This window comes from Sporosarcina sp. ZBG7A (assembly GCF_000813425.1).
Lineage (GTDB): Bacteria > Bacillota > Bacilli > Bacillales_A > Planococcaceae > Sporosarcina.
The window spans coordinates 58,318-71,519 of sequence record NZ_JWIB01000005.1; the positions used below are offsets into that span (position 1 = coordinate 58,318).

Consider the following 13,202-nt stretch of genomic DNA (forward strand, 5'->3'; position numbering starts at 1 on the left):
CACCATATCTACTTCTAGCTACTCATACGCTGACGTACTTTTTCACTCGCAATCAATGCATGTTTTAAACAGATATTTGCTTGCTTATAAGCATGGAGCTCTTCATAAAATGCTGCCCATAGTGGAGCGTAGTACAATGTAAGTGAATAATACTCTTGCTGCTTGAAATAAGGGAAAACGAGTTCTTCAAGGTCTTTTAACTTCATGATTGTGAAGTTCCCCTCACTTGCACATTTCAATAAAAGCAACTGATAGTGATGATGAGTCACATTAAATCGCTCATTCGGGTATTCGATGAATAACTGATATAGCGTTTCTTCATCCCGTTCTTGATAACTAGCACGCATCCAATTAATAACGGTATGTAAATCTTCGCCAAAGCTATTCGCTTGTTCATAAAAGGACATAGCTTCCTTAAATAATCCCTGGCATTCATAGCAGTAGGCAATGTTATTATAAAGAGAACTCCATTGCCTAGGTGTTTGAATCGCTTCAACATTTCTCAACAAGTCCTGCCCTGCTTCAAACTCTACTAATGCCTCATGGAATCTATGTAGATCATTCAGAATAACTCCCTTCATTGAATACAACTTTAATTGAAACAAAGGTTTAAATTGGTGAGAAAAAACTTGTGTCGCACTATTGATGTAGTCTAGTGCTTGTTGGAATGAATAATAGCGATGATGTGCAAATGCCAAGTGATAAAAGTAATTTGCTTGTTCAAAACGATTGGCAGTATTCATATAATTACTGACATGTTGATGGTCTTCTCTAAAGATAATCTGTTGGAACTCTAAGAAGGATAAATGAAGATTCGTTGTGATAGCAATATACATTTGGGTGATTCTGTCTTGATGCCAGGTGATAAATGGTTCGATTTTTAATAGTAGCTCTCGAGCTTCGTTTATCGCATCAATAGAAAACAAGTACCGACTATAAACCAGTCCAGCTAACAAATCGATCTCTTGTTGAAAAATCTCCTTATGACAAGATTCTAATCTAGTTAATTCGTTTTCCGTAAGGCTTTCATTTGATAATAATTTTGCATATATTGTTTCAAGGAAAGAATGCTTTATCTCCAGATTCCCTTTTTCTTGATCTAGGTCAATCCCTAAGCGGGCTAATAACATTTCATATACTTTTTGTTCAGCGATGACAACCCCATTTTCTATACGACTCAAGTAAGACGGTGTGCAAATTCCCACTGATACATCATCTTGCTTTAATCCTTGTTTCTGACGATGATACTTGATCAACCGTCCCCAGTTCTTTACTTCATGATCAGTCAAAATTGTCACCTCCACTTTTATTTTATCACAATATTCCATCTCCTTATTGCGTATATGATGATAAACACTAGTATTCATTTATCTATTTCCATTGAACTTACACAAATAGAAAAAACCATTATTTATGATCGTTAACTCGAACAAAATAATGGTTGTTAAGTTTACCGAAAAACCTTTGTCCTGCATCTGAGGGTATCCATCCTTCATCATTAGGTACTGATATTTGGTATTTCGGTATGGTTTTAAAGAAGTCACAATAGGATAGTAAAGTATTCGTCTTGTTGATATAATGGGAATTATATGAAATCTCTTTCATTCTTACTACCCTTCTTTTAGATAGCAATTCTAACGTTAAAGGTTTTTGTGTTTTTACGTATAAAGTTGTTCTAATCAAAGGAGGAATAATACGAGTGTAAAACTACCCTGTGAACATAAATTTTCAATTTTAATTACAAAGGGGTAGTAAGAATGAAAAACCAATCGTTTCGTTTTCTTTGGATCGGCCAATCAATGGCTAATCTAGGGGATGTTTTTTATATTGTCGGGATCATTTCTGTTTTATATTCACTCACGGAGTCGCCTTTTGCTTTAGCATTAGTGCCTTTCATCAATATGTTTGGTCGTTTTATAAGTGGAATGATTTCTCCTTGGTTGCTGAATCGTTTTCCTTTAAAGACGTTGCTCGTTTACTCGCAAGTATGTAAGACCGCGCTGTTAGTTGTCCTATCGATTTTGTTAATCTTTGAAACAACTTCTGGGCTGTTCATCATTTTAATGTTTGTGGGTTCGATTGCCTTTCTAGATGGCTGGGCAGCCCCAGCAAGTCATGCTATGCTACCGCGATTAGTACCAAAAGAACAACTCGTGAAAGCGAACAGTTTCTTCTCGATTGTCTCAGAAACTGTGAATTTAGGTGGCTGGGCACTAGGAGGGGTTGCCGTCGCATTAACAAGTGGGCAATTTGTGATTTTTGGTACAGTTGGGTTGTACATCATTGCAACGCTGATGATGTTCGGAATTTACGATCCCACGCCATTCCGAAAAAAGGAAATGGAAGGTAAACGAAGTAGTGAGCTTACAGAAGGATGGCAGATTATATGGAGAAACCCGCTTTTCAGGAGTCTACATGTGATTATTATTTTTGAGGCAATCGCCAATGTTGTATGGATTGCTTCTATCCTTTATATCTTCGTGTCAGAAGTTCTCGGTCAAACGGAAGCTTGGTGGGGATACATTAATACAGCCTTCTTCTTAGGCATGATAATTGGTGGAGTCATCTGCTCTCGATTTGTACGTGGGATTGAAGACAATCTACAACGGTTGCTTATTCTGTTTTCATTCGGCATTAGCGTGGTCACTCTCCTTTTCGGAGTAACATCCATTCCTTGGATTGCTATTCTACTTGTTATAGGTAATGGAATTGTTCAGCAATTGAAAGGCATTGTTAGTGAGACAATACTTCAAAAATCTGCAACTACTGAGGAGCTTCCTAAGATTTACTCCGTTCAAAGTGCTTTAATATCACTGTTATTCGGTATTTCCTCATTAAGTTTCGGAGCGATTGCAGAGCTTTGGGATGTTAGGATTACATTTATTCTTGCAGCAATTTTGTTAGGACTCGGTGCTCTATTTGCATTAATTCGCCGTCGGGATTTCATCATGACAACTGAATAATGTTCTTGAAAACCTTACCACATTAATGAACTAACAAAGACTCTCTACAAAGTGATGATATATTTTCAAGTTGATGATCGTAAATGGAATCCAAGATAGGATTCAGATATTCAATCTATTGAGATAAAATTAAAAGGACGGCAATTGCCGTCCTTTTGCTATCTCTATTCCTCTTTAATTGTCCTATTGAAATTTAGATGTAGCTAATTATTATGTCGTTTGTTAACTTCAATCTTAATGAACTCCGGCAAATAGCTGGGAGTACATCCTTTTGCTACTTTTTCATCTTTGTAAAGACCCGTTTTCTCACCAAGTTTCATACAACGAGCACGATTCTTTTCATCATAAACGCCTATCCAGCCTGCGGTGAAATTCATAGCCCATTGAACTTCCGGTTCTTCCTGCATAATAGTAACTTCTAATGCAGATAACAAGTCTGCGGTGTTATCAGGCGGTGTTTGTCCAGTCCATCTCAAACGCCCTTGATAATACCAGAAAGCTCGCCTTTGAAGAGCAGAAGGACTATTCTCCCATGATTCCATCAATGCAATTTTCTTCTTGTCTTTGGTGAGCTGATTAGCCATTAACCAATCCATTAAGTTATTTCGCTCATCAAAAGTGTGAGTCTGCATATCCTTATCAAGCATATTGAGCACTTCTTGTGAAAGAAGTTTTTTGTCCATAATTAAGATTGCTAATAGTCTGGGCAAAAACTCTTCGGTTGACCAAAGTTCCATAGCTAGTTCGTGATCTTTTTTAATGTCCTTCGCGATTTTTCGTAAGTCGCCTAGCTTAGTGTTACGATTGATCTGAGATAGAATATTTTCAGCTTTTGAAGAACGATTTATTTCTGTATCTTTTTTTCCATCCATTTTATACACCTCCTATATTAAGTCCCTAGTTGTTGAATAGTTGAATAATAGAAATGCCGCATATTCAAGAAGCGTTCACGTCTGTAGAATAATTTAATCCTAACTTCATTCATTTGGATATAGATTCTGGTACTTTCCTACTGTATGTTTAATTAAATCTTTTAAAACGTTGGTATCGATATCAGCTAATTTATTTACATAAATACAAGCCTTACTCTTCGTGTGTTTACCGAATTTTTCTAACAGTTCTTCCCTTTCTTCACTTTCATAGTCCATATAAAGACTAATCTTTGCCTTTCTTGGTGAAAAACCCACTAAAGGCGCATCCCCTTCGCGTCCTGATGCATATTTATAGTGATAGCTGCCAAAGCCTATTATACTAGGACCCCACATTTTTGCGTCGTAACCAGTCACCTCTTCAAAGATTTCTAATAACTGATAGGCATCTGCCTTCTTCTTCTCATTTTCCACACTTTCAATAAAGCCCGTTACACTATTGTCGTTTTCTTTCATCTTCGGTTCATTCATATATACAGTCTCCTCTCCTATTCTCTGAAAATATACTTGTTTACACTATTTTCATCACTATTAAATTCATTGGCTCGTTTGAAGGGTAGCAACGATCGAACAACAGCACACGATTACTGATGATACGTATTTCTAAAACATTCGATAAAATTGTTTGATATTTATTTAAGCAATCCATTTATTAGTTCTGAAAGTCGTTTAAGACCTTTTTCAATTTCCACTAAAGATGCATAGGAATAAGACAAGCGAAGATGTTGCTGTTCATTTTTATCATAGACACTCCCAGGATTTAATAGAATTCCTTCTTGAAGGGCTAACTCAAATAATTTTTGTGTTGAAATACCAGAGTGTAATTGAAGCCAGATATAAAATCCTCCCTTTGGAATACTCCATACTGCGATATCAGAGAAGTATGTATTTAATATCTCAACCATATAATCCCTTCTAGATTTCAGCTCTACTCTCACCCGGTTTAAATGATCCTCATATAATCCACTTTTCATCCACTTATTCACAATAAATTGCGATACGGAACTTGATCCGTAGTCTATTTGCATTTTTATATCTGCTAGCCGCTCTATAACTGATTCTGGACCTACAATCCATCCAATACGCAACCCCGGGCTTAATGATTTGGAAACACTTCCAATGTACAACACGTTCCCTTGCTTATCATTTGCTTTCATAGGGTTTGGGGGAGGAGAATCCAACCATAATTCTCCATAAACATCATCTTCTATAATCGGGAGAGATTCTTTTTGGCAAACCTCTAAAATTTGCTGCCTTCTTTTTTCGTCCATTAAGGTTCCCGTTGGATTATGAAACGATGGAATCATATAAAATAGCGAAGCATGATGTTGTCGTTTTATACGACCAATTGAGTCAAGTTTACTTCTTTCATTATCTTGAGGTATTCCTAACAATTTCATGCCTGCAGATTGAAAAACATGGACTGAATTTAAGTATGAGGGGGTTTCATGCATGATAACTGAGCCGCGTTCTAATAAACCAATTGAAATTAACTGAAGAGCTTGCAGTGCCCCTGAGACAACTAATATGGATGCAGGAGCAGCTTCAATGCCTTTCCTTTTTAAATTCTGGCTAATTGTTTCTCGCAGTTCGAGACTTCCCTTTGGCTGTTCATAGCCTAGAGATAGAGTTTCACACTCGTTAACTTTTAAAAACTCCTTCATTTGCTCAATTGGGAGTAAATCTGGGGAGAGCTCCCCTGTCCCAAGACGAATAATAGTAGGATTCGTTTCTGCTTCGTTAATTTTTTGAATGATGTTGATATTAGGCTCATGGATACCTGCGCGAACATAACTAATCCAATCAGGAGGCGGTGTGGAAGCAAGGAGACTCCATGTATTATTGATCACCCTTGTACCACTTCCCGCATTAGATTCTATCAATCCATCGGCTGTCAACTCCTCCAGTGCAGTGACTATAGTGCTTCGGTTGACTTCATATTGTTTAGCTAATATTCGTTGGGATGGTATTTTCGTACCGATTGTCCATTCCCCATTTAAGATTTTCTTTTTCATATAATTAGAGATTTGCTGATATAGAGGTATTGCGATTGATTTTTGTGGTTTCCATTCCATTTCCAATACATTCCTTCTCTACTGGTTATTCTCTTCTTTCTTTAATTGTATCAAAATGGTTGGGTTCATTTCCATCCAACTGGTTGGAGACATATAAAGAAATATTCGTTATTCTTACTATACGATTAGGAGGAGAGCATAATGGAACCATTACTTCACGGAATGATGCTGGCTTTCGGTTTAATTTTGCCTTTAGGCATACAAAATGTTTTTATTTTTAACCAAGGGGCCACTCATAAAAAATTTACTTATGCATTGCCTGCTGTTATTACTGCCGGTGTTTGTGACTCATTACTCATTTCATTGGCAGTCGGTGGTGTATCTATTATTATTTTAAGCTTCGAGTGGCTAAGAACAGTCATGTTTTTAATTGGGTTTTTCTTCTTAACCTACATGGGATGGTTAATGTGGAAAGAGAATCCTGAACTAAAGAAACAACAAGAATCCAATCCTTTCTCTGCAAAACGTCAAATAGTATTTGCAGCTTCTGTCTCATTATTGAATCCTCACGCCATTCTGGACACAATAGGGGTGATTGGAACAAGTTCACTAGTCTATACAGGATTTGATAAATGGATTTTCACGTTAACCTGTATCCTGATTTCTTGGATTTGGTTCTTTTCATTAGCTATTGCTGGAAAAAAAATCGGTCAAATCGACACCAGTGGAAAATTGTTAAAGCGTATGAATCAAATTTCCGCTCTGATTATTTGGGGAATGGCAGTTTATATGGGGTATCAGTTATTTGTAACAGGAGAATAAAAAGATTGTGCAGAGTTAAAAAACGAATACTCAGATAAAATTTTCTGAGTATTCGTCGATGTGTAAAACCTATTCAATTTTAACCCCTATATAATTACAAAATCATCTTTTCATATCGAAAGTGATTACTAAACATTCATATGATCCGATTGCAATCTAGACGAAATTGCTTAATAAGCAAACGCCCTCGATTCTGGAACTGTGTAACGCCATTGATTTCCGTTCCCGACGGACGCGTTCCGGAGGGCGTGGCTTGAGCCGCTTCCTTCGCTACGCTCCGTCCAGGGTCTCAAGGCACACGCTGATCCTCCCGGAGTCGCCGTCTTGCACTCCAATCAACTTAGCGTGGTATGCAAGAATTGCACCCGTTTGCTGTACTAAGGCTATCTACTTAAGCTTTTCATCTATCCAATCTAGTAATCCACCATGAGAAATAGAAATCATATCAATCTTGCCTTCATCTGAAATAATTGCAACCCCGCTGATTTTGAATGATGTCGTCACATCTGCTTTGTCTTCATATTTCACTTGTCCAGTGAAACCATACGCTGTAGGTGAATTCTGATTCTCAACTTGTGATGCTGTAATATCAGAGATAGTCAATCGATAATCCAATCCAAAAACGTGTGCTGCCATTGCAGGGGTATTTCTGACAAAAGAGTCAAATCCAGCTTTAGTAAAATAAGATAAGTAGGCATCTTCGAGATACGTGATCTTCTCTGCCTCATCTGGTGATCTGTCCGTTCCCACATATCCTTCATAGGATGGATCGGTCTGTTGCTTATATATGTCTTCAGCAATTTGCAGGTATTCTTCGTCAGGACCCGTAAACTCGTGTTCAAGAACAGCTTGAATGGCACCTATGTGGGGATCCTTCTCCACAACTCCCGCAGCTAAAGGAGTAGGAGGATCTTCGGTTTTCCCTAAACTTAATACGAGGAAAGAGGCTATTGCTACCATTGCGATAAAGATGAAAATTGGTGTTCCATTTCTTTTTTTTCTTCTTACTTTATCTTGCAGTTTGTGCAGACTATCTCTCCGTGCTTCGTTGGAACGTTCAATATTCTTCATTCTCTGGAAAAGTTCATCAAATTCTTTTGATGGATCCATTTATAAAACCTTCCTTTCCGTCAAATTCCTTTCTTAATGCCACGAATCCCCTGGTCATTTTCGCTTTCACTTTCGCTTCCGTCCACCCTAATATATAGGCCGTTTCTTTAATAGAACATTCATTTACTTTTCTAAGAATCAGTACATCTCTATAGTCATTTTTCAATCTGCATAAGGCTGAATATAATTGAGTGATTTCCTCTTTATTCATTGCTGTGCTCTCAGGAGATGGACTTTCAGAGTCAATCTCGTTTTCATTTCCCAAACTAATAAATCGGATAATTCTTTTCCTTCTAAAGTGGTCATAGGTCACATTTCGAGCTATTTTCAAGAGCCATGTTAAAAGTGAAGCTTGGTTTTTAAAATGATCTAGCCTCTTTATGGCCCTATAAAACGTTTCCTGCGTCAAATCTTCAGCAGTTTCTTTATGTCGTACAAGCAGAAAAATAAAGCCATAAACCTTGTCGCTATACTCCAAATAGACTTCTTCAAAATCATCTACCAAGATTTTCAACCTCCTTAACAGACATAGACGTATGATTTAATGAAAAGTATCGTTTTTAAATTAGAACATAAGTGCTTTTTATTAGATCGCTCACTTTGATCAAATGAGGACTTGGTCTTTTGGACTTTTTCAACGTTCGCATTTGCAAACAGAATGATGCTCAAATAAATATTTTATCAATTAATTGGTCTACAAAGGGATTATTCGAGACTCATGTCTTTCAGTAAATCCGAGTTTGATTGAAATCCATAATGTTCCTACTACCTCTAATTAAAAGTTAGAATAATTCAATAAGAAAAATTAAAAACGCAATCCTCATAATGGACTGCGCTCATTTCTGAATAAAGATGTGTATACAACGTTCTGTAGGTTACACCGATATCATTATATCTACATACCTATGTTTCCTAACGTGGTTATAAAACAATAAAATGGCCCGTTTCTTGAATGTATCCTTTATTAATCTACTCTCCGTTGCCTGGAGCGGAAAGCAACAGGTTTAACAGATGACCGATTCTTAAAAACCCTTTACACTTCCTATTATTCCACTGATTTTTTCATGATCTTCTTAATCAATCTAATTTGGCCACGGTGGTTTAATTCATCCTCCATGACATGAAACCACTTGAAATAGTTGTTTGTAAGCTCTCCGTCCCAAAATGGCCGTTGTTCAAACAACCATGTATTGGGCAATGTTCGGAATGTCTCAATCGTCTTTTCTCTCGTATGTTCCAATTGTTCTAAGTAGAATTCAGCTGATTTCCCTTTAATTTGTTCCCTTGCTGCAGCACCAAGTTCCAAACCTGGATTGAGCATTTGAATATCTTCTTCCGTATATTCACGTTTCTCAAATGTATCGATTTGATATGCCTTTTCGACAGAATTCATATGCTCTAGAAGCATACCGATGGAGTTTGCTTCATCATTGATGAGGAAATCCAGTTGTTCAATTGTTAACTCTTTTACTTCAGCTAATGTTGTTACTCTTGTATATTCCATCATGGACAGTAACTTACCAAATTCCCATTCCACGCCTTCTTTTTTATCAATTACATATAATTCCTGGTTGCTCAAAGTAATTTCCCCCTAATGATTTTTTTAGGTCCACTCTTACTCACTCAAATGAATTGAAGTTATCATTTAAAAATCTCTTTAGAATTAACAGTATTATTGTAACATTTTCAACACTGGATTATTAGATAATATTTCCATTCACTATCAAATAGTTCAAAAATACTCACTATAGAGTCATAATTTAACTTATCGAACTCATTCGTCTCTTTGAGTTTAGTTATTCTACAATTTCTTTACTACAACTATCTAAAATACGTTTACAAGAGACATTTTATAAGTGTTCTGCATTTAAAGGTAGACTATCTTAACTCTCCCAATAGTTCGATAACAACAAAAAAACGCATAGCTGAATGAGCTATGCGCCAGACTGTAGACAAACTCCAGAAATCATAAGGCTTGCCCACAGTCTTTTTCTTTTACAATAGAATTAACAATGAAAAGAGTTGATTATCGCTGAAAGCGGACGCCTTTTGAGGGGCTTGCTCTCAACTACAATCAACAGGACTTCCCAACTATCAAATGAGGTAATGGAAATGATGATGAAGAATAAAGTTAATGAACGAGAACATATGGAAACGCTTACGATTAAACAGTTATTTCAGCAAGACCATCTGGTTCGTAAATTAGATGTAGCAATTGATTCTTCCCTCATTTATCCATTGGTTACAGATTTATATTCCTACTTGGGAGACCATGCATAGATTCTGTAGTTCTCAAAAAAAATGTCATTTATTCAATACCCTAAACCCACTTAGGGGTGTCCATGGCATAACATGCTTCCCCTTTGCATCGGCGAAACGCGTTCAACTGTCTCTTTACATTCCCCTAGACTTCCTGGATTTCATATCGGTGTCACAAGTCTTCTGCTGCATCTAGTTATTCTTACCTGCTGGACATGGAGCGCTATAATTGAATCCTTTGATTGAATGCTGTGAATATCTCATAAGAAATTCAGTTGATTGAAGTGCAGGACGGCGACTCCTGGGGATCAGCGCAGCGCGAAGACCCCGCAGGAGTGAAGCGACGAGGAGGCTGAGGGTAAGCCCCCGGAAAGGGACCGTCCGGAACGGAGATCAACGGCCTGTCATCTTTCATTTCCAGCCCTTTTGTCTACAACCTGACGCATTGCTGAATGAGCAATGCGCTTTTGGTATATCTAGAAGCAATTTCTATCTTCATGTCAACAAATCATTTACTTTTTAAGAACACTAGTAAGTAATCACTTGATACTACTGGATATAAACATGGAGGCATCTTGCTTCATGAAAATACGACTTCCATGGTGGAATGTTCGAATTTCAGCTGTCTTGAATCCAACTTCTTTCAATTTGTTTTTCAACTCTTCCTGTGAAAAACCGTTATGAACTTTCGGATGATCGATTTGTTCGTTTTTATCAAAATCTACAATAATCAACTTGCCATCCTTATTTAGAATATTGAATAGTTCTGTTAATATCTTGTTAGTGTCTGGAATATGAAGTAAAACTAGTGACACGACAACAATATCTGCATTTAGTTCTGGTGTTTCTTTAGTAAAGTCTGAGTAAAGGACTGTTGCATTCGGAATTCCCTTTTGCGAAATTTTTCCTTCTGCAATCTCCAACATCTGTTTAGATGAATCTATTAACAAAATAGAATCGACTACCTCTGATAATTCTAAACTGATTAGACCTGTACCACTTCCATAGTCGATTAAAGATTTTGTTTCACTATTTTGTAATTCCTTTTTCACTTCCTGAACGATGATTTTAGCTAGTTCCATTCTATCTTCTGTATCGTATCTTTTTGCCATTTCTTCAAAGACATTCGTATCCATAGTTCACTCTCCTATACTAATAAGTCCGCCTATCATAACAGATGTTATAGCCAATGGGACAGCTTCACGTTTGCATCTTTCGAAATGGATCTATTCCTTCGTCTTGGAGCGATAAAAAAACGCACTGCTAAGAGCAATGCGTTTTGGTCCTTCATTCCATTATTCTTACTTAGAAATCTCCGCCACATAATCCGCCACTAAACGTGCGCCATAACCCGTTGCTGTCTTCGGATAATAACCGGAGTTTGATGTCTTTTGCATCATTCCCGCCATATCCACGTGCAACCAGCGTGTATCCTTGGATACAAAACGACGCAAGAAGAGTGCTGCTGTAATCGAACCTGCAAAGCTGAGTGAACTGATGTTATTGAAATCTGCATAATCACTTTGCAAGGTTTCATCGTACGCATCGATTAACGGCATTGGCCATACCGCATCTCCGTTTTTCGCACCAATTTCTTTCATCTTAATAGCAAGTTCATCATCACCAAACACACCAGCGATATCAGATCCTAGTGCATTTTCGATTGATCCAGTTAATGTTGCGATGTCCACTACATAAGCTGCGTTCAGTTCGCCAGCTCGAAGCAATCCATCCGCTAAAATCAAACGGCCTTCTGCATCCGTATTACCGACTTGGACCGTATAACCGTTTTTGTATTGAATGACTTCTCCTGGCAACACAGCTGTATTATCTGGAGTATTTTCAACCATTGGAATGAGCGCCACAACGTTGACATCAGCTTCACTTTCTACAAGTAGTTTCATAGCTCCTGCAACCGCAGCTGAACCACCCATGTCCATACGCATATCACTTAAATCTTTCCCACTCTTCAAGCTGATTCCGCCCGTATCGAACGTGACGCCTTTACCTACTAGTGCAACTAAAGGTTTCGATGGATTTTTGCAATAAGTGACTTCTACAAACGATGGAGCATATCGGCTTCCTCTGCCAACAGTAAGAACGCCATTCATCTTCATCTCTTCAAGCTTCGCTTTGTCATGAACGATGACTTTCGCATCGGTATCTTGGAACACTTCTTTAAGATGCTCTGGATAGGACTCTGGGTTTAATACATCTGATAATTCATTCATCAGATCACGTGAATACGAAACAGCTTCAGCACGTTGCTCTCCAGTTTGAACAGCTTTCTCAGATGCACCTTCAATTGTTAATTTAGTACTGAACGGTTCTGCATTCGATTTGTATGTTAGGAACTGATAAGCTCCTAAATGCCAGCCTTCTACAAACGCCGTGATCGCTTGTTCTGTTTCTACATCTGAAAATTGCTTGCCGAGTGCACTAACTTCTAGTGTTGCTGAAGATACTTTCGCACGGCTCAATTCTCTAGCTGCAGTTCCCGCCATCGCACGAACGGTTTCCAGACAACCTGTTTTCCCGTCCTTTACGGACATTACATACCATTGTTGCCCTTCTGAAAAGACTGTACTTCCTGATCCTGTTTGTAATTGGTTTACAAACATTTTTAGCCCCTGATTCTGTTGAATTACCGCATCTTGTGAAAATAGCAACTTCACTTCAGTCATTATCGTTATCCCCATTCTTCAATAGATTCGTTATGTACTAATAATCCTTCACTAGTGTACCATGTGAAAACAGAGGATTCTAATAATTGATAGCATACAAAAAACCATCCCGAGTAAAGGAATGGTTTAACTATTAATGGAGCCCATCGCTCCTGTATCCTGAACGTTTTCAAAATTTCCAGCACCCGTACGTTTTTTAATCTCTTCATCTGAAAGGGGTGGTGTCACTTTGCCTTCTTCCACAGGGGTTTCATCTAGATAATGAGTTTTCTCTAAAGCTCGATTTTTAGCATCCATCTGCCGTCCATATTCTTCCGCCTCGTCTACAGTCATTTGACTATTCTCAGGTGTATTCAACCAAATCTCTCCCTTCTGAATCACTTACTTTTTTTTAAGTATTCCCTAGAAAGTTTGACTAAA

General features: G+C 37.8%; 13 protein-coding genes. 3 read left to right on the plus strand and 10 right to left on the minus strand.

Annotated elements, in window-relative coordinates; all coding sequences use genetic code 11:
* Positions 1 to 14 precede the first annotated feature (14 nt).
* Complete coding sequence (locus tag RL70_RS01205) at positions 15 to 1,289, minus strand: helix-turn-helix transcriptional regulator (RefSeq protein WP_039041617.1); 1,275 nt, start codon at positions 1,287 to 1,289, stop codon at positions 15 to 17.
* Positions 1,290 to 1,757: 468 nt separating this feature from the next.
* Here RL70_RS01205 and RL70_RS01215 point away from each other — a divergent pair, with 468 nt between their 5' ends.
* A complete protein-coding gene (locus RL70_RS01215) occupies positions 1,758 to 2,963 on the plus strand; it encodes an MFS transporter (protein WP_039041619.1) in 1,206 nt (401 codons plus the stop codon).
* Between the two features lie 203 nt (positions 2,964 to 3,166).
* On the opposite strand, the gene RL70_RS01220 is transcribed toward RL70_RS01215, so the two are convergent.
* From RL70_RS01220 to RL70_RS01230, 3 genes are all read right to left on the minus strand, one after another.
* Positions 3,167 to 3,835, minus strand: a complete 669-nt coding sequence (locus tag RL70_RS01220) for a DNA alkylation repair protein (protein WP_039041620.1) — start codon at positions 3,833 to 3,835, stop codon at positions 3,167 to 3,169.
* A gap of 105 nt (positions 3,836 to 3,940) precedes the next feature.
* Positions 3,941 to 4,363 (minus strand): DUF1801 domain-containing protein, encoded by a 423-nt coding sequence (locus tag RL70_RS01225; protein ID WP_039041621.1) that lies wholly within the window; start codon positions 4,361 to 4,363, stop codon positions 3,941 to 3,943.
* 161 nt (positions 4,364 to 4,524) lie between these two features.
* Complete coding sequence (locus RL70_RS01230) at positions 4,525 to 5,967, minus strand: PLP-dependent aminotransferase family protein (protein WP_039041651.1); 1,443 nt, start codon at positions 5,965 to 5,967, stop codon at positions 4,525 to 4,527.
* Between the two features lie 141 nt (positions 5,968 to 6,108).
* Between RL70_RS01230 and RL70_RS01235 the strand changes: the two genes are divergently transcribed.
* Positions 6,109 to 6,729, plus strand: a complete 621-nt coding sequence (locus tag RL70_RS01235) for a LysE/ArgO family amino acid transporter (protein ID WP_039041622.1) — start codon at positions 6,109 to 6,111, stop codon at positions 6,727 to 6,729.
* Positions 6,730 to 7,116: 387 nt separating this feature from the next.
* Here the strand turns inward: RL70_RS01235 and RL70_RS01240 are convergent, their stop codons facing one another.
* From RL70_RS01240 to RL70_RS01250, 3 genes are all read right to left on the minus strand, one after another.
* Positions 7,117 to 7,839, minus strand: coding sequence for a hypothetical protein (locus tag RL70_RS01240; RefSeq protein WP_039041623.1), 723 nt, complete (start codon positions 7,837 to 7,839; stop codon positions 7,117 to 7,119).
* The gene (locus tag RL70_RS01245; protein ID WP_052245715.1) at positions 7,817 to 8,344 is read right to left on the minus strand and encodes an RNA polymerase sigma factor; all 528 of its coding nucleotides are present in this window, start codon (positions 8,342 to 8,344) and stop codon (positions 7,817 to 7,819) included. The genes RL70_RS01240 and RL70_RS01245 overlap by 23 nt, the downstream gene beginning before the upstream one ends.
* 540 nt (positions 8,345 to 8,884) lie before the next feature.
* The gene (locus tag RL70_RS01250) at positions 8,885 to 9,346 is read right to left on the minus strand and encodes a DinB family protein (protein WP_052245720.1); all 462 of its coding nucleotides are present in this window, start codon (positions 9,344 to 9,346) and stop codon (positions 8,885 to 8,887) included.
* Positions 9,347 to 9,951: 605 nt separating this feature from the next.
* Here RL70_RS01250 and RL70_RS17715 point away from each other — a divergent pair.
* Positions 9,952 to 10,119 (plus strand): hypothetical protein, encoded by a 168-nt coding sequence (locus tag RL70_RS17715; RefSeq protein ID WP_156137872.1) that lies wholly within the window; start codon positions 9,952 to 9,954, stop codon positions 10,117 to 10,119.
* Between the two features lie 518 nt (positions 10,120 to 10,637).
* Here RL70_RS17715 and RL70_RS01260 read toward each other — a convergent pair.
* The 3 genes from RL70_RS01260 to RL70_RS01270 form a co-directional block, all read right to left on the minus strand.
* Entirely contained in the window at positions 10,638 to 11,234 is a 597-nt protein-coding gene (locus RL70_RS01260; protein ID WP_039041625.1) for a class I SAM-dependent methyltransferase, read from the minus strand.
* A gap of 165 nt (positions 11,235 to 11,399) precedes the next feature.
* Positions 11,400 to 12,782, minus strand: a complete 1,383-nt coding sequence (locus RL70_RS01265; protein ID WP_039041626.1) for a M17 family metallopeptidase — start codon at positions 12,780 to 12,782, stop codon at positions 11,400 to 11,402.
* A gap of 126 nt (positions 12,783 to 12,908) precedes the next feature.
* Positions 12,909 to 13,139 carry a hypothetical protein gene (locus RL70_RS01270; protein ID WP_039041627.1) on the minus strand — a complete coding sequence of 77 codons (231 nt, stop codon included), beginning with the start codon at positions 13,137 to 13,139 and terminating at the stop codon, positions 12,909 to 12,911.
* Positions 13,140 to 13,202: the final 63 nt, after the last annotated feature.

What these genes read in the sequence shown, in the direction of transcription:
- RL70_RS01215 (WP_039041619.1), top strand. Translation starts at nt 1,758, where the DNA reads ATGAAAAACCAATCGTTTCGTTTTCTTTGGATCGGCCAATCAATGGCT.
- RL70_RS01220 (WP_039041620.1), bottom strand. Translation starts at nt 3,835, where the DNA reads ATGGATGGAAAAAAAGATACAGAAATAAATCGTTCTTCAAAAGCTGAA.
- RL70_RS01225 (WP_039041621.1), bottom strand. Translation starts at nt 4,363, where the DNA reads ATGAATGAACCGAAGATGAAAGAAAACGACAATAGTGTAACGGGCTTT.
- RL70_RS01230 (WP_039041651.1), bottom strand. Translation starts at nt 5,967, where the DNA reads ATGGAATGGAAACCACAAAAATCAATCGCAATACCTCTATATCAGCAA.
- RL70_RS01235 (WP_039041622.1), top strand. Translation starts at nt 6,109, where the DNA reads ATGGAACCATTACTTCACGGAATGATGCTGGCTTTCGGTTTAATTTTG.
- RL70_RS01240 (WP_039041623.1), bottom strand. Translation starts at nt 7,839, where the DNA reads ATGGATCCATCAAAAGAATTTGATGAACTTTTCCAGAGAATGAAGAAT.
- RL70_RS01250 (WP_052245720.1), bottom strand. Translation starts at nt 9,346, where the DNA reads ATGATGGAATATACAAGAGTAACAACATTAGCTGAAGTAAAAGAGTTA.
- RL70_RS17715 (WP_156137872.1), top strand. Translation starts at nt 9,952, where the DNA reads ATGATGATGAAGAATAAAGTTAATGAACGAGAACATATGGAAACGCTT.
- RL70_RS01260 (WP_039041625.1), bottom strand. Translation starts at nt 11,234, where the DNA reads ATGGATACGAATGTCTTTGAAGAAATGGCAAAAAGATACGATACAGAA.
- RL70_RS01265 (WP_039041626.1), bottom strand. Translation starts at nt 12,782, where the DNA reads ATGACTGAAGTGAAGTTGCTATTTTCACAAGATGCGGTAATTCAACAG.